The 15,808-nt window shown below is 72.1% G+C and carries 12 protein-coding genes; 4 read left to right on the top strand and 8 right to left on the bottom strand.

The features are described 5' to 3' along the window. Positions 1–136: 136 nt before the first annotated feature. Both ACFYPD_RS29045 and ACFYPD_RS29040 read right to left on the bottom strand, forming a co-directional pair. Entirely contained in the window at positions 137–1,516 is a 1,380-nt protein-coding gene (locus tag ACFYPD_RS29045; protein WP_387120230.1) for an ABC transporter substrate-binding protein, read from the bottom strand. Positions 1,517–1,862: 346 nt separating this feature from the next. Continuing rightward, complete coding sequence (locus ACFYPD_RS29040; RefSeq protein ID WP_387120226.1) at positions 1,863–2,864, bottom strand: LacI family DNA-binding transcriptional regulator; 1,002 nt, start codon at positions 2,862–2,864, stop codon at positions 1,863–1,865. A 249-nt stretch (positions 2,865–3,113) separates the two neighbouring features. Between ACFYPD_RS29040 and ACFYPD_RS29035 the strand changes: the two genes are divergently transcribed. Next, positions 3,114–5,150: a glycosyl hydrolase family 28-related protein gene (locus tag ACFYPD_RS29035; RefSeq protein ID WP_387120223.1), complete on the top strand. Its 2,037-nt coding sequence runs from the start codon at positions 3,114–3,116 to the stop codon at positions 5,148–5,150. Between the two features lie 111 nt (positions 5,151–5,261). On the opposite strand, the gene ACFYPD_RS29030 is transcribed toward ACFYPD_RS29035, so the two are convergent. The 6 genes from ACFYPD_RS29030 to ACFYPD_RS29005 all read right to left on the bottom strand — a co-directional run bounded on the left by ACFYPD_RS29030 (position 5,262) and on the right by ACFYPD_RS29005 (position 14,444). Continuing rightward, the gene (locus ACFYPD_RS29030) at positions 5,262–5,999 is read right to left on the bottom strand and encodes a VOC family protein (RefSeq protein ID WP_387120220.1); all 738 of its coding nucleotides are present in this window, start codon (positions 5,997–5,999) and stop codon (positions 5,262–5,264) included. 167 nt (positions 6,000–6,166) lie between these two features. Continuing rightward, positions 6,167–10,675 carry a HAMP domain-containing protein gene (locus tag ACFYPD_RS29025; RefSeq protein WP_387120217.1) on the bottom strand — a complete coding sequence of 1,503 codons (4,509 nt, stop codon included), beginning with the start codon at positions 10,673–10,675 and terminating at the stop codon, positions 6,167–6,169. 223 nt (positions 10,676–10,898) lie between these two features. Beyond that, positions 10,899–11,711, bottom strand: coding sequence for a SigB/SigF/SigG family RNA polymerase sigma factor (locus ACFYPD_RS29020; protein WP_387120214.1), 813 nt, complete (start codon positions 11,709–11,711; stop codon positions 10,899–10,901). A 155-nt stretch (positions 11,712–11,866) separates the two neighbouring features. Continuing rightward, the gene (locus tag ACFYPD_RS29015; protein ID WP_387120212.1) at positions 11,867–12,427 is read right to left on the bottom strand and encodes a GerMN domain-containing protein; all 561 of its coding nucleotides are present in this window, start codon (positions 12,425–12,427) and stop codon (positions 11,867–11,869) included. Further along, a complete protein-coding gene (locus ACFYPD_RS29010) occupies positions 12,424–13,773 on the bottom strand; it encodes a sensor histidine kinase (protein WP_387120209.1) in 1,350 nt (449 codons plus the stop codon). Before ACFYPD_RS29010 ends, ACFYPD_RS29015 begins: the two co-directional genes overlap by 4 nt. Further along, a complete protein-coding gene (locus ACFYPD_RS29005; protein WP_387120206.1) occupies positions 13,770–14,444 on the bottom strand; it encodes a response regulator transcription factor in 675 nt (224 codons plus the stop codon). The genes ACFYPD_RS29010 and ACFYPD_RS29005 overlap by 4 nt, the downstream gene beginning before the upstream one ends. Before the next feature lie 154 nt (positions 14,445–14,598). On the opposite strand from ACFYPD_RS29005, the gene ACFYPD_RS29000 reads away from it, so the two are divergent. Genes ACFYPD_RS29000 through ACFYPD_RS28990 form a run of 3 tightly spaced genes read left to right on the top strand, consistent with a single transcriptional unit; the run spans position 14,599 to position 15,790 of the window. After that, positions 14,599–14,913, top strand: a complete 315-nt coding sequence (locus ACFYPD_RS29000) for a hypothetical protein (RefSeq protein WP_387120203.1) — start codon at positions 14,599–14,601, stop codon at positions 14,911–14,913. After that, positions 14,910–15,506: an STAS domain-containing protein gene (locus ACFYPD_RS28995; RefSeq protein WP_387120200.1), complete on the top strand. Its 597-nt coding sequence runs from the start codon at positions 14,910–14,912 to the stop codon at positions 15,504–15,506. Before ACFYPD_RS29000 ends, ACFYPD_RS28995 begins: the two co-directional genes overlap by 4 nt. After that, the gene (locus ACFYPD_RS28990) at positions 15,506–15,790 is read left to right on the top strand and encodes a BON domain-containing protein (RefSeq protein WP_387120509.1); all 285 of its coding nucleotides are present in this window, start codon (positions 15,506–15,508) and stop codon (positions 15,788–15,790) included. The genes ACFYPD_RS28995 and ACFYPD_RS28990 overlap by 1 nt, the downstream gene beginning before the upstream one ends. Positions 15,791–15,808: the final 18 nt, after the last annotated feature.

Raw genomic sequence — 15,808 nt, 5'->3', positions numbered from 1 at the left:
GGCGGCGGGGGGCGACCCGGTGGGGGGGTGGTCCCGGGGCGGGTGTGTACCGCCAGGGCGTCGCCTGGGCAAAGGGGGGGCGGGCGGGGGGGGGGGGGGGTGGGGGGGCCGGTGCCCGGCCCCCACACCCGTCGGCTCAGCTGCCGGCGGCCAGCAGCTGGTTGACCTTGTCTTCGGCCGTTTTGAGCAGCGCGTCGATGTTCGCGTTCGGGTTCGTGAGGACCCCGGACATCGCCGCGTCGAGCACCGCGTAGATCGCCTGCGCGTTGCGGGGCTCGCCCTTGATCGGGACCGGGTTCGCCTCGAAGATCGCGAAGTTCGCGGTGTCGACGTTCGCGTTCGCCTTGCGCAGCTCCAGCTCCTTCTTCTGGGCGTCGCTGCCGTTGGCGAAGAGCAGCGGCTGGGGCAGGCCGACCGGGTAGTTCTGCGGCTTGGCCCGGACGTAGTCGAACTGGCCCTTGCCCGGCGTCAACTTCTGGTAGGCGATCCACTTCAGACCGGCCTTGACCTGGTCGGGGGTCAGGCCCTTCTTGAAGAAGTAGCCCTCGCCGCCACCGAGCGTCGCCTTCGCCGGGCCGTCCTGGCCGGGCAGCGGGCCCATCGCCCAGTCCTGGAACTTGCCCTGGAACTGGCTGACGATCGCCTGGGTGGCGTCCGGGGCGCCGATGAACATGCCGACCTTGCCGGCACCGGCGTTGGTCAGCAGGTCACCCCACTGGAGCAGCTGGCGGCTGCCCATGCTGTTGTCGCCGTACCGCATGTCCTTGAGGTTCTGCAGGACCTGCTTGCCCATCGCGTTGTTGAAGTCGGCCTTCTTGCCGTCCTCGCTCAGCACCTGACCGCCCTGCGAGTAGAGCAGGGAGGTGAAGTGCCAGCCTCCGGTGTTGCCGGCGCTGTACTCGGAGTAGCCGGCGATGCCGTTGCCGAGCGCGGAGATCTTCTTGGCCGCCGCCCGGACCTCGGCCCACGTCTTGGGCGGGTTGTTCACGTCGAGCCCGGCCCGCTGGAACAGGACCTTGTTGTAGACCAGACCCATCGAGTAGTTCTTCACCGGGACGGCGTAGAGCTTGCCGCCGTCGGTGAAGACGCCCTTGAGCGCCGGGTCGACGCTGTCCCAGGTCGGGATCGCGTCCTTGTTGACGTACTCCGTGACGTCCATGGCCTGACCGGAGTCGAGCACCTGCTGGAGATCGGTCATGTACCCGTAGAACACGTCGGTCACGGTGCCGCCGGCGAGGCGGGCCGTGAAGTCCGGCGGGTTGTTGCACTGCTCGCCGACGCTGACGCTCTTGATGACGATGTTCCTGTTCTGTCGCTGGAACTCGACCACGTCGTCGTTCCAGTTCTTCAACAGCTCTTTCTGGGCGCCGACCGGCTGGCAGTCGACGGTGATGGTGACCTTGCCGCTGGCGTCCTTCGCCGCGTCGTCGCTCTTCGTGGAGCAAGCCACCAGGCTGAGCCCCAGGCCGGCCGCGAGCGCTATCGCCGCAGCCTTCCGGTACTGCGGTACGGACATCTGTCCATCCCTTCGGGGAACGGGTGTATCCATGGCCTTCGCTTGATCTGCCGTGCTCGCCACCGCCCGACGTCGGGGCCGGGTGTGAGTGGAGTCACTGTAGCGAGGCCGACTCTTTGCGGCAAGGTTTCGATCGTGAACTGAAAGGACACGACTTTGTGACGGCAGATGTTGACAGTCCTCTGCCCACCGCCCGGGTTCCGGCTTTCGTCCTTTTCGGTCCCGACCTCGACGGGCAACGACGAAACGGCCGCCGACCGCGGGCAGCGGTCGACGGCCGGAGCGTCGTTCGGAGGTCAGGAAGGCGGTTCGGGGCCGGACGCCCGGTCGGCGTCCGGGGCGGTGGTCAGCGGCCGGGTGCCGGCGCGGTGGAACCGCGCACCACGAGTTCGGGCTCGAACAGCAGCTCGTCGTGCAGCACGCCGGCCCCCTCGATCTGGGTGACCAGCAGGTCCACGGCGGCCTGTCCCATGGTCTCGATGGGCTGCCGCACGGTGGTCAACGGCGGGTCGGTGCACGTCATGAACGCGGAGTCGTCGAAGCCCACCACGGACACGTCGGTGGGCACCGCACGGCCCAGCCGCCGCGCGGCCCGGATGGTGCCCAGGGCCAGCACGTCGCTGGCGCAGATGATGCCGGTGGCGCCCCGCTCGATCAGCTTGCTCGCCGCGACCCGCGCCCCTTCCATCGAGAAGCTGGAGCGCTCGACGTACGTGGTGTCGTCGGCCCAGCCCGCAGCCGGGATCATCGCGGCCAGCTTGCGCCGGGACGGGACGTGCCCCTCCGGGCCGAGCACCATGCCGATCCGTTCGTGTCCGAGCGACCGCAGGTGCCCGTACGCCTGCTCGACGGCCACCGCGTCGTCGGTGGAGACCCGGGGGAAGCTCAACTCGTCGACGCCGGCGTTGACCAGCACCACGGGCAGGCCCCGGTCGGTCAGCCGGCGGTAGTGCTCGTGCGTGGCGTCGGCGAGGGCGTACGACCCACCCGCGAAGATCACGCCGGAGACCTGGTGGTCGAGGAGCATCTCGACGTAGTCGGACTCGGACACCCCGCCGATCGTGCGGGCACACAGCGCGGGAGTGAAGCCCCGCTGCGCGAGGGAGCCGGTCACCACCTCGGCGAGCGCCGGGAAGATCGGGTTCTGCAGCTCGGGCAGGACCAGGCCGACCAGCCGGGCCCGCTCACCGCGCAGCTTGGTCGGACGCTCGTAGCCGAGCACGTCGAGCGCGGTCAGCACGGCCGTCCGGGTCGCCTCGGACACGCCCCCGCGCCCGTTGAGCACCCGGCTCACGGTGGCCTCGCTGACGCCCGCCTTGCGGGCCACCTCCGTCAAGCGTTTCGTCACGGCGGCAATCGTACGTCGTGTTCTTGCAAGAAATGAACAAGGGCCGGAGGCGCGGTTGCCTGGCCCGGGTCGCCCGGCACCCACTGCGGCGGCTCGACGGACGTCCCGGACCGTCGAAAGATTCGAACAAACAGACGCTTGAATATCGACAAACCCCAGGAATAACATGAGGCACCTTTCGGCGGACGCGTCCCAGCCGCGCCGACGCCACCACCGTCTCCCCCGTCCCCGGTGAAAGTGGGTAGTCCGATGCAGCGGAGCGTGGAAGGCGCGGTGGGCCGACGCCCGGCCGCGCCGATCGCCAGGATCCTGGCGGCGGCGGCCACCGCCGTCGCCCTGGCCGTGCCGTCCGGGAGCGCCGCCCTGGCCGCCGGCCACGCCGGCCCGACCCCGGTGGTCACCCGCGCCGGGCTCGACCCGACGCTGGTCGCCGGCCGGGGCGCCACCGTGGACTTCGTCGAGCAGGAGGCCGAGCACGCCCGGACCACCGGTACGGTCATCGGCCCGGACCGCGCCGCCTACACCCTCGCCGGCGAGGCGTCCGGGCGGCGGGCGGTCCGCCTCTCCCCCGGCCAGTACGTCGAGTTCACCCTCCCGAGGGCGGCCAACGCGCTCACCGTCCGGTACAGCATCCCCGACGCGCCCGGCGGCGGCGGCATCACCGCGCCGCTTCGGGTCACCGTCGGGCGCGGACCGGCCCGCACCATGACGCTCACCTCGCAGTACGCCTGGCTCTACAACCAGTACCCGTTCACCAACGACCCCGGGGCCGACCTGCTCCACCCGGACTGGTGGATCACCGAGTGCTCCTGCGTGCCGGCGGCCACCACACCCGCGCCCACCATCACCAAGCCGTTCCGGCCGCACCACTTCTACGACGAGCAGCGCCTGCTGCTGGGTCGCACCCACCGCGCCGGCGAGGTGGTCCGGCTGACCGCACCGACCGGCACGGCCGCGGCGTGGACCGTGATCGACCTGCTCGACGCGCACCTCGTCGCCCCGCCCCGGATACTGCCCCACGCGGTGAACGTGCTGGCCTTCGGCGCCGACCCGACCGGCCGCCGGGAGTCCGCCGACGCGTTCGACCGGGCCGTCGCGTACGCCCGCCGGGTGGACCGCACGCTGTACCTGCCGCCGGGGACGTACCAGGTGAACCGGCACATCAGCGTGGACGACGTGACGATCGCGGGCGCCGGCAGTTGGTACACCGTCGTGAAGGGCCGCGAGGTCGCCCTCGGCACGCCGGCCCCCGACGGCTCGGTGCACACCGGCGTCGGCTTCTACGGCCGCGACGCCGCCGACGGCGGCAGCAGCGACGTCCACCTCTCCGGCTTCGCCATCGAGGGCGACGTGCGCGAGCGCATCGACACCGACCAGGTCAACGCCATCGGCGGGGCGCTCAACCACTCCACCGTCGACGGCCTGTACCTGCACCACACCAAGGTCGGCCTGTGGTTCGACGGCCCGATGACCGACCTGCGGGTCACCAACACGGTCATCGCCGACCAGATCGCCGACGGACTCAACTTCCACACCGGCGTCACCCACTCCTCGATCTCGCACAGCTTCATCCGCAACACCGGCGACGACGCCCTGGCCATGTGGTCGGAGCGGACCGGCAACGCGCACAACACCTTCGACCACAACACCGTGCAGTCTCCGGTGCTGGCCAACGGCATCGCCCTCTACGGCGGCAGCGACCTCACCGTCTCGCACAACCTGATCGCCGACCCGGTCCGCGAGGGCAGCGCCATCCACGTCGGCTCCCGGTTCGGCGCCGAGCCCTTCACCGGCCAGCTGCGGATCACCGGCAACACCACGGTCCGGGCCGGCACGTACGACCTGAACTGGAACATCGGCCTCGGCGCGATCTGGTTCTACGCGCTGGACCGCAGCATCGACGCCGACATCCAGGTGGTCGGCGACCGCTACCTCGACAACACCTACAACGCGATCATGCTGGTCAGCGACTGGCCCGTGAAGGACGCCGTATCGATCAGCAATGTCCACTTCCGGGAGATCCGGGTCGACGGCACCGGCACCTCGGTGGTGAGCGCCCGGACCGCCGGCTCGGCCTCCTTCGCCGACGTGGACGCGCGCAACGTCGGCGCGGTCGGGGTGAACAACTGCGGGTCGTTCCACTTCACCCCGGCCGGGTCGGAGTTCAGCCTCACCGACCTCGGCGGCAACGACGGCGGCTGGCTCGCCGCCTGGCTGCTGCCGAACACCATCACCTGCGACGACCGCCCGCCGGTGGTGCCGCCGCCGGCCCCCACCACCTGGTGAGCTGATCCGTTCCGGAGCGGCCCGGCGGGCAACCTGCCCGCCGGGCCGCTTTCCGTCCGGCGTCGCAAGTCCGGGCTGGTGGCCGTGGTGAGCGGCTGACGAGGGTTCGGGTCAGGCTGGGGTGAGGAGGCAGAACTCGTTGCCTTCCGGGTCGGCGAGGACCGTCCACGGGACATCGCTCGGGCCCAGGTCGATGGCGGTGGCGCCGAGAGTCCGCAGTCTGGCCGCCTCGGCCTGCAGGTCGTCGCCTGGGTATGGGCGGATGTCGAGATGGACGCGGTTCCACACGGTCTTCACGTCGGGTGTGCGGAGGAACTGCAGATATGGGCCGACGCCCCTGGCGCAGCGCAGTACCGCGTTGTGGTCGGTCACCTCGTGCAGGGTCCAGTCCATGGCCGTGCCCCAGAAGCGGGCCATGGCTCGCGGATCCGCGCAGTCGACCACTACCGCGGCGATCGGCCCGGTGTCTCGGTAGAGCGGTCGGGGGTCCAGCACGCAGAACTCGTTGCCCTCCGGGTCGGCCATGACCGTCCATGGGACGTCGCCCTGGCCTACGTCGGCGGGTGTTGCGCCGAGATCCTTCAGGCGCGTGACCAGCTCCGCCTGGTGGGCCGCCGAGGTGGTGGCGAGGTCGACGTGCACGCGGTTCTTCACCGTCTTGGGTTCCGGGGAGGCGATGAGGTCGAGGCAGACAGCGACGGGGTCGGGGTAGACGAAGCCCTCGGGTTCGAGGTTGGTCACGCCGGGTCCCTCGCTGGAGACTGCCCAGCCGAGCGTCTCTGCCCAGAAACCGCCCAGCGCGGAGTCGTCCCGAGCCTTCATGTTGATTTGAACTAGCCGCGTTGCCATGCCGGCGATGCTAGGGCCTGTGTCGAGCCGGCGGTGGGCCCGAACGACACGAAGAGCCCATGCCCATCGGCCGGGCCCGCATCGCTGCGGTCGTATCCCTGGCCCAGAACGCAGCCCCGTGATCCCATCCCCCCTCAAACGATCCACACAGTCCCGCGGACTCAGCGTCAGCTCGTCAGCCAGCGGTGGATGCAGGTGAGCAGGTCCTCCGCGTCGACCGGCTTGGTCACGTAGTCGCTGGCGCCGGAGGAGATGCTCTTCTCCCGGTCCCCGCGCATCGCCTTCGCGGTCACCGCGATGATCGGCAGGTCCGCGTAGCGGGGCATGGCACGGATCGCCGCGGTGGCCGCGTACCCGTCCATCTCGGGCATCATCACGTCCATCAGCACCAGGTCGATGTCGTCGTGCCGCATCAGCGTCTCGATGCCCATGCGCCCGTTCTCCGCGTAGACCACGTCCATGCCGTGCAGTTCGAGGATGTTGGTCAGGGCGAAGACGTTGCGGGCGTCGTCGTCCACCACGAGCACCTTGCGGCCGGACAGCTCCCGGACCACCGGGTCACCGACCGGGCTGCGGTCGGCGGCCGGCGGCGTGTACGACGGCACCCGTTCCGGGGCGTCCGCCGTCAGGTGCAGGACGATCCGCTCCCGCAGCTCGTCGAGGCTGCCGAGGATCTCCAGCGGGCGGTCCGCGGCCATGCCCTGGAGCAGGCTGTCCTGCCCGGCCGCGAGCGGCTGCCCGTGGTACGCGAGCACCGGCAGCCCTCGCAGGCCGGGGTGCTCGTGCAGGGCCTTGAGCAGCGCGGTGCCGTGCTCGTCGGCCGGGTCGAGCTGCACCACGAGCAGGTGGTGGCGGTGCCGGGCCAGCGTGCCGACCGCCGCCTCCACGTCCACCGCGGTCGACACCTCGACCGGGCCGCCGGTCTCCGCGGCCACCCCGCGAGCCAGCAGGGTGAGCAGGCCCTTCTCGTGCGGTTCGAGCACCAGCACCCTCCGCTGCTGCTGCTCCACCCAGCGCCGGGCCTCCGACTCGAGCGGAGCCGCCGTGGCGGCGGTCGGGACGCCGAGGCCGGTGTCGGGCAGCGGCGTGGCGGCGGTGGCGGGCAGGTACAGGGTGAAGGTGCTGCCCTGGCCGAGGACGCTCTCCGCGGTGATCTGCCCGCCGAGCAGCCGGGCGATCTCCCGGCTGATGGACAGGCCCAGGCCGGTGCCGCCGTAGCGCCGGCTGGTGGTGCCGTCGGCCTGCTGGAATGCGTCGAAGATGGCGGTCAGGTGCTGCTCGGCGATGCCGATACCGGTGTCGACGACGCGGAACGCGATGACCGTCTCCGCCGGCGGCATCCCGGCCGGCAACTCGTCCGGGCGGGCCCGCTCGATGCGCAGCTGCACCCGGCCCTTCTCGGTGAACTTGACCGCGTTGGAGACCAGGTTGCGCAGCACCTGCCGCAGGCGCTGCTCGTCGGTGTGCAGCCGGGCCGGCACGTCCGGGCCGGTGACCAGGTCCAGCTCCAGCCCGCGCGGCGTGGTGAGCGGGCGGAAGGTGGCGTCGACGTAGTCGCGCAGGGTGGACAGCTCGAACGTCTCCGGGTTGATGTCCATCTTGCCGGCCTCGACCTTGGACAGGTCGAGGATGTCGTTGATGAGCTGGAGCAGGTCGGCGCCGGCCGAGTGGATGACGGTGGCGTACTCGACCTGCTTCGGGGTGAGGTTGCGGTTGGGGTTCTGGGCCAGCAGCTGGGCCAGGATGAGCAGCGAGTTCAGCGGCGTACGCAGCTCGTGGCTCATGTTGGCGAGGAACTCGGACTTGTACTTCGAGGCGAGCGCGAGCTGCTGGGCGCGGGCCTCCAGCTCTTGGCGGGCCTGCTCGATCTCGGAGTTCTTCGTCTCGATGTCGTGGTTCTGCCGGGCCAGCAGGGCGGCCTTCTCCTCCAGCTCGGCGTTGGAGCTCTGGAGTTCCTCGGAGCGGGCCTGCAACTCCTCGGAGCGGGCCTGGAGCTCGGCCGCCAGCCGCTGCGACTCGGTCAGCAGCACGTCGGTGCGGGCGTTGGCGACGATGGTGTTGACGTTGACACCGATGGTCTCGGTGAGCTGTTCGAGGAAGTCGCGCTGGATCTCGGTGAATCGGCCCATGCTGGCCAGCTCGATGACGCCGAGGACCTGGTCCTCGAAGAGGATCGGCAGCACCACCAGGTGCAGCGGCACGGCCGCGCCGAGGCTGGACGAGACGGTGACGTAGTCGGCCGGCACGGTGTCCACCACGATGGCCCGCTTGCTCAACGCGGCCTGCCCGACCAGCGAGTCGCCGAGGGCGTAGCGGCGGCGGGTGGCGTCGTGGCCGTAGCCACCGACCACCCGCATGCCGGGGCCGTCGACGGCCTCGTCGACCAGCAGGAACGTGCCGAGCTGCGCGGAGACCAGCGGGGCCAGCTCGTTCATCACCAGCCCGGCGACCACCTCCAGGTCCCGGTGGCCCTGCATGATGCCGGAGATGCGGGCCAGGTTGGTCTTGAGCCAGTCCTGTTCCTGGTTGGTCCGGGTGGTTTCGCGCAGCGACTCCACCATGGAGTTGATGTTGTCCTTCAGCTCGGCGACCTCGCCGGAGGCGTCGACCGTGATCGAGCGGGTCAGGTCGCCGGTGGCGACGGCGCTGGTCACCTCGGCGATGGCGCGCACCTGCCGGGTCAGGTTCCCGGCCAGCTCGTTGACGTTCTCGGTAAGCCGCTTCCAGGTGCCGGAGACGCCCTCCACCTCGGCCTGACCGCCGAGGCGGCCCTCGCTGCCGACCTCCCGAGCGACCCGGGTGACCTCTGCCGCGAAGCTGGAAAGCTGGTCGACCATCGTGTTGATGGTGGTCTTGAGTTCGAGGATCTCGCCGCGGGCGTCCACGTCGATCTTCTTGGTCAGGTCGCCCTGCGCCACCGCGGTGGTCACCTGGGCGATGTTGCGCACCTGGCCGGTGAGGTTGTTCGCCATCGAGTTGACGTTGTCGGTCAGGTCCTTCCACGTGCCGGCGACGTTCGGCACCCGGGCCTGACCGCCCAGCTGCCCCTCGGTGCCGACCTCGCGGGCCACCCGGGTCACCTCGTCGGCGAACGCGCTGAGCGTGCCGACCATCGTGTTGATGGTCTGGGCGAGCACGGCGACCTCGCCCTTGGCCTCGACGGTGATCTGCCGGCTCAGGTCGCCCTGGGCGACCGCGGTGGCGACCAGCGCGATGGAGCGCACCTGGTTGGTCAGGTTGTTCGCCATCTCGTTGACGTTGTCGGTCAGGTCCTTCCACGTGCCGGCCACGTTGGAGACCCGGGCCTGACCGCCGAGCCGGCCCTCGGTGCCCACCTCCCGGGCCACCCGGGTCACCTCGTCGGCGAACGCGGAGAGCTGGTCGACCATCGTGTTGATGGTCTCCTTCAGGGCGAGGATCTCGCCCCGGGCGTCGACCCGGATCTTCTGCGTGAGGTCGCCCTTGGCGACCGCGGTGGTGACCTCGGCGATGCTGCGGACCTGGGCGGTGAGGTTGTCCGCCATGACGTTCACCGACTCGGTGAGGTCCTTCCAGGTGCCCGAGACGCCCTTGACGTCGGCCTGGCCGCCGAGGCGGCCCTCGGTGCCGACCTCCCGGGCCACCCGGGTCACCTCGTCGGCGAACGAGGAGAGCTGGTCCACCATCGTGTTGATGGTGTTCTTCAGCTCCAGGATCTCGCCGTGCGCGGTAACGGTGATCTTCTGCGAGAGGTCGCCGCGGGCCACCGCCGTGGCCACCTGGGCGATGCTGCGCACCTGGTCGGTGAGGTTGACCGCCATCGAGTTCACCGAGTCGGTCAGGTCGCGCCAGGTGCCGGCGACGCCGCTGACCTGGGCCTGACCGCCGAGCCGGCCGTCGGTGCCGACCTCCCGGGCCACCCGGGTCACCTCGTCCGCGAACGAGGAGAGCTGGTCCACCATCGTGTTGATGGTGCTCTTGAGCTCCAGGATCTCGCCCCGGGCGTCGACGGTGATCTTCTGCGACAGGTCGCCCCGGGCCACCGCCGTGGTCACCTGGGCGATGTTGCGGACCTGGCTGGTCAGGTTGCCGGCCATGAAGTTCACCGAGTCGGTCAGGTCGCGCCAGGTGCCGGCGACGCCGGGCACCTCGGCCTGACCGCCCAGGCGGCCCTCGCTGCCGACCTCCCGGGCCACCCGGGTCACCTCGTCGGCGAACGAGGAGAGCTGGTCCACCATCGTGTTGATGGTGACCTTCAGCTCCAGGATCTCGCCGCGCACGTCGACGGTGATCTTCTGCGACAGGTCGCCCCGGGCCACCGCCGTGGCCACCTCGGCGATGTCGCGCACCTGGTCGGTCAGGTTGCCGGCCATCGCGTTGACCGAGTCGGTCAGGTCCTTCCAGGTGCCGGAGACGCCCGGCACGTCGGCCTGGCCGCCGAGCTGACCCTCGGTGCCGACCTCCCGGGCCACCCGGGTGACCTCGGAGGTGAACAGGGAGAGCTGGTCGACCATGCCGTTGAAGACGGTGGCGATCTCGCCGAGCAGCCCGTCGGCGTCCTCCGGCAGCCGGGTGCCGAAGTCGCCGTCGCGGACCGCCGTGAGGCCGGCCAACAGCTGCCGGAGGCCCGGGTCGGCCACCGGGGCGCCGGCCGCCGGGGAGGTTTCGCGTCGCCGCGGGATCGTCTGGTCGACCACCACTACCGCCTCTGAGACAGCCGGGTGGAGCGCCCCGGCAACGATTGCATCCGCGCAAGTATGCACAGACCCGCCCCGGCCCGCTGGACGGGCGAGGCGGGTGGCGAGGAAGACGCACCGCCACCGAGGGGAGTCGGTGGCGGTGCGTGGGCCCGGGGCGAGGCGGCAGCGCTCGCGGGAACCGGGTTCGGTGAACAGCCGGGCGGCGTGCCGCCCGAACGGATCAGGCCTCGGTGAGCTGGCCGCGCAGCTTGGTCAGCGCGCGGGCGAGCAGCCGGGAGACGTGCATCTGGGACACGCCGACCCGGGCGGCGATCTCGCTCTGCGTCAGGTTGCCGTAGAAGCGCAGGGTGAGGATCTTCTGCTCGCGCTCGTCGAGGGTGGCGAGCGCCGGGCCGAGGGAGGCGCGCAGCTCGGCCAGCTCGTACTCGTTGTCCTCGGTGCCGAGGGTGTCGCCCAGCTCGGTGGCGCTGTCGCCGTCACCGATCGGGGTGGAGAGCGAGACGGCGTTGTAGGCGCGGGCGCCTTCCAGGCCCTCCAGCACCTCTTCCTCGGTGACGTCGAGGTGGCTGGCGATGTCGGCGACCGTCGGGGCCCGGTTGAGGGTCTGGGTCAGCGTGCTGTTCGCCTCGGAGATGCGCAGCCGCAGCTCCTGAAGGCGGCGCGGCACCCGGATGTTCCAGGTGCGGTCGCGGAAGTGCCGCTTGATCTCACCCAGGATGGTCGGGATGGCGAAGCCGGCGAAGTCCACGCCCCGGGAGGCGTCGAACCGGTCCACCGCCTTGATCAGGCCGAGGGCCGCCGTCTGGGCCAGGTCGCCGGCCGGCTCCCCGCGGCCGCTGTAGCGGGCGGCGAGGTGGTTGGCCAGCGGCAGCCACGCCTCGATGACCTGGTTGCGCAGCGCGGGCCGCTGCGGGTGGCCCTCGGGCAGCGCGGCCAGGGCGGTGATCAGCTCGCTGGCGCGGGTCTCCTCGCCGGTCACCGCCGTGCGGTGCACCTCGCCGGTCGTCGTCGGCGCGATGGTCATCGTGGTCATGCTGCCCTTCCTGTCCTGAGGAGAACGGGTGCCTCCTGAGCACCGGTCGTGCCAGTCACCCTAGACCAAAGGTCGCCGCCGAATCAACCGAAAGGACGATGGCGATTTCCCCCAGGATCGGACAAATACGCGGTGATCGGCACCACTCCTGGCCGTCAACGGCGCAGCAGCGGCCGGTAGTCGGCGGCGGTGAGGGGCAGCGAGGACACGTTGCCGTCGGCCCGGGGCACCTCCAAGGGCTGCCCGTCCCGGCGGAACGCGACGCTGTCCACGTCGGGGCGCTGGGTCAACGTGCAGACGATCTGCCCGAAGGCGAGAACCTCGTCGTTGCGGCCGGTCTCCTCGCCGGCCTGCCGCACGTCGACGGTGGCCACGGTGCCGGCCAGGGTGCCCCCGGCCACCGCCACCGTGCCCGGCAGGGCGGTGGCGAGCCCACGGTCCCGCTCCGCGCCGTCCGGCCCGGCCAGCAGGTGCTGCAGGTGGGTGTCCACGCCGGGCAGGCCGTCCACCCGGCGGGTGACCGCCGCCAGCCCGTCGCCCCGGACGAAGCAGAGCGGCTCGTCCACCCGCCCGTCCGGCTCGGCCGTCGCCGTGCCCGCCGGGGTCGGGAAACCGCCGGGCGGCGGCCGCACCGGGCGGGGCTCATCGTCGACCGGCACCCCGCAGCCGCCGAGCAGCGCCGCGGCGAGCAGCACCGGGAGCAGGCGCCGGGTCATCCGCCGGCCCCCGGCAGCTCGACCCGGAACCGGGCGCCCCGGTCCCGGTCCACCACGGCCGCGTGCCCCCCGTGCGCGGCGGCGTGCTGGGCCACCAGGGCGAGACCGAGGCCCGTGCCGTAGGTGCCGGCCCGGGCGTGCGCGGCCCGGCCCCGGACGAAACGGTCGAAGATGACTTCCCGGTCGGCCTCCGGCACGCCCGGTCCCTCGTCGTCGACCTCCAGCACGCCGATCCCGTCACGCATCCCGAGGCGTACGGCGACCGGGCCGCCGCCGTAGCGCACGGCGTTGTCGAGCAGGTTCAGCAGGATCTGCTCGACCCGGCGCCGGTCGACCCGCCACCGCGTCGGGGCGCCGGCGACCACCTCGACGAGGCTCTCCGGCAGCGCCCGCTCCCGGCAGGCGGCGCGGGCCAGCGCGGCCACGTCGACCGTGTCGCGGTGCGCGGGCTGCTCGGTGCGGGCCAACTGGATCAGGTCGTCCACCAGGCGCTGGAACCGGGCCACCTCGTCGGCGACCAGTCCCGCCGCGGTCGCGGTACGCGCGTCCTGATGCTCCCGGCGGCGGGTCAGCACGCTCGCGGCGGCGGCCAGCGTCTGCAACGGGGAGCGCAGCTCGTGGCTGACGTCGGCGGCGAACCGGCGGTCCCGCTCGATGCGCCGCACCAACTGGTCGACCATGTGGTTGAACGAGGTGGAGAGCCGGGTGAGGTCCGGGTCGGTGGCGGGGTCGAGCCGGGTGGCGAAGTCGCCGGCGGCGATCCGCTCGGCGGCGTCGGCGACCGCCGTGAGCGGCCGGACGCTGTGCCGGGTCGCGTACCAGCCGAGAGCGGCGCCGGCCCCGGCGACCATGATGGCCACCGCGGTCAGCGCCAGCCCGACCACCTGGAAGGTGCCCTCGACCTCGCGCAACGAGGTCAGCTCGTAGTAGCCCTGCTCGCCGGCGAGCGGGACGCCGACGAGCAGGGTCGGCTGCCCGTCCAGGCGGACCCGCTGCACGGCCGGCTGACCGGCGGCGACCAGGCGTTGCAGCTCCACCGGGACCGAGCCGGCTCCGACGTCGGCGGTGCGGGCGTACCAGCCGTCGCGCAGGTGCAGCAGCGGGCGGCGGCTGCTGCCGGTGTCCAGGGAGCGCAGCACCGCCACCACGTCCGGGGTCCCGGTGTCCAGCCCGGACCGGACCACCGCGGCGTCGTAGTAGGCGGCCCGGACGGCGGTGCGCTCCCGCTCGTCGAGCAGCGAGCGGCGGGTCAGGTCGTACGAGAAGAGGGCCATCACGGCGGCGAGCAGCAACGCGCCGACGGCGAAGGCGGCGGTGACCCGGGCGCGCAGTCCGAGGCGGGTCATCGCTGGAGCTTGTAGCCGAGGCCGCGGAGGGTGACCAGGTGCCGGGGGTTGGCCGGGTCCGGCTCGATCTTCTGCCGCAGCCGGCCCACGTGCACGTCGACCAGCCGCTCGTCGCCGGTCTCGTACCCCCAGACCCGGCGCAGCAACTGCTGCCGGGACAGCACCCGCCCGGCGTGCTCGGCCAGCTCGCAGAGCAGCCGGAACTCGGTCCGGGTCACCGCGACGGGCCGGCCCGCGCGGCGGACCTCGCCGGCCTCGGCGCTGATCTCCAGGTTGCCGAAGACCTGGGCGGGGACGGCGTCCGCCACGACCCGGCCACGCCGGCGCAGGGCCCGCAGCCGGGCGGACAGCTCCTTGATCGCCACGGGCTTGACCACGTAGTCGTCGGCTCCGGCCTCCAGCGCGGCGACGATGTCGTGGGTGTCGTCGCGGGCGCTGACCACGACGATCGGGACGTCGTCGTCGCGGCGCAGCCGGCGGATGCACTCGAACCCGTCGAGGCCGGGCAGCATGAGATCGACCAGCACGTGATCGGCCGGGTCCTCCCGCTGCCGGCGCAGCCCCTCCTCCGCGGTCGCCGCCCCGGACGCGGAATAGCCCTCCTCCTCCAGGGCGAGCAGCAGTGCGAGCCGGATGCGGTCGTCGTCCTCGATCACCAGTACGGCCGTCATATCCGCATCATGACCGCCCGCCCCCGGGGCGCCCAACCGCGTCAGCCGTTCCCGGCTTTTGTCATGGAACTGTCATACAACCGCGCGACGCCCTCCACGATCACTGCGCAGGGTGGGAGCCGGACCGGACAGCGGGGTCGGCAAGGGAGGAACCGTGAACGGCAGCACGCTGGTCGGGGCGCTCGCCGTCGGGCTCGCCGTCGGCGCGGTGGGTCGCCTGGTCGTGCCGGGACGCACGGCCGCGCCGGTCTGGCTGACCCTCGCACTCGGGGTTGCCGCCGCGCTGCTCGGCGCGATCGTCGTGGGCCTGGTGCACACCGGTCCCGGCGGGCCGGCGGTGTGGCCGCTGGTCGTGCAGTCCGGGTTCGCCGCCGTCGCGGTCGTCCTCGCGGTGCTGGCCGCCGGGCGCCCGGCGCCCGGGAAGGAACCGCCGCCCCGAGCGGGCGCGCGGCGGAAGGAGGGATCGTGACGGTCGTACCCTCGGAGCACCTGATGCTGCTCATCTGCGACGGCTGCGGTGACAGCGTCACGGGCACCGGCTGCATCCTGCCGGACGCCGAGGTGGTCTGGACGCTGGTGTTCGAGAACGGCTGGGTCGGCTCGCCCTTCGCCTCCGGGCCGCACCACTGCCCGCGGTGCAGCGCCCGGGCCACCGTGGACGACGGCGGCCTCGGCGTCGACGACCTGGACGAGGTCGGCGGGGCGCCGGCCGTTCCCGAGGCCGACTCCGCCGAGCGGGTACGCCGGGCGCTGGCGGAGGCCGTCACGGCGGGCGACCGGTTGCTGGTCGACCTCACCGAGGTCGAGGTGATCGACTCGGCCGGGCTCGGGCTGCTGGTCCGGGCCCACCAGGAGACCCGGCGGGACGGGCGGCGGCTGTGCCTGGTGGCGCCGTCCCGGTTCGTGCGCACCGTGCTGCACACCATGCGGCTGGACGGGGTCTTCGCGGTCTTCGACAGCCGTGCCCGGGCGTTGGGCGGGTCGGTCGGGGCGGCGTCGACGCGCCGACCGGAGACGCCGGTGGAGCGCCGGGAACGAGCGGAAGGAGCCCGCAGCTCGTGATGCCCTGGCCGTACCCCGACTTCCCGTTCGCCTCGGACGGGCCCGCGCCCGACGGCGCGGACGTGCGGCTCGCCGCCCTGGTGGCGCAGCGGTTGAGCATCGACTGGACCACCCGGCGGCAGCAGATCACGGTCATGGCGCAGAACCGGGTGGTGATCCTGGCCGGGGTGGTGACCGATCCGGAGACCCGGCGGGCGGCCGGCGAGCTGGCCTGGGACGTGTCCGGGGTGTTCGACGTCTGCAACGCCCTCCGGCTGCGCCCCGCGCGGCGCCGCGGCCGCTGAGTGGTTGCGCGGATCGAC

It is taken from the genome of Micromonospora sp. NPDC005299, assembly GCF_042872345.1.
In the GTDB taxonomy this organism is placed as follows: Bacteria; Actinomycetota; Actinomycetes; order Mycobacteriales; family Micromonosporaceae; genus Micromonospora.
The sequence above is the reverse complement of the archived record's forward strand: the minus strand, read 5'-3'. Positions and strand labels throughout refer to the sequence as shown.

Bases quoted from the DNA above. Each gene is read 5' to 3' on its own strand.
- ACFYPD_RS29045 (WP_387120230.1), bottom strand. From the start codon at position 1,516: ATGTCCGTACCGCAGTACCGGAAGGCTGCGGCGATAGCGCTCGCGGCC.
- ACFYPD_RS29035 (WP_387120223.1), top strand. From the start codon at position 3,114: ATGCAGCGGAGCGTGGAAGGCGCGGTGGGCCGACGCCCGGCCGCGCCG.
- ACFYPD_RS29030 (WP_387120220.1), bottom strand. From the start codon at position 5,999: ATGGCAACGCGGCTAGTTCAAATCAACATGAAGGCTCGGGACGACTCC.
- ACFYPD_RS29020 (WP_387120214.1), bottom strand. From the start codon at position 11,711: ATGACCACGATGACCATCGCGCCGACGACGACCGGCGAGGTGCACCGC.
- ACFYPD_RS29015 (WP_387120212.1), bottom strand. From the start codon at position 12,427: ATGACCCGGCGCCTGCTCCCGGTGCTGCTCGCCGCGGCGCTGCTCGGC.
- ACFYPD_RS29010 (WP_387120209.1), bottom strand. From the start codon at position 13,773: ATGACCCGCCTCGGACTGCGCGCCCGGGTCACCGCCGCCTTCGCCGTC.
- ACFYPD_RS29005 (WP_387120206.1), bottom strand. From the start codon at position 14,444: ATGACGGCCGTACTGGTGATCGAGGACGACGACCGCATCCGGCTCGCA.
- ACFYPD_RS28990 (WP_387120509.1), top strand. From the start codon at position 15,506: ATGCCCTGGCCGTACCCCGACTTCCCGTTCGCCTCGGACGGGCCCGCG.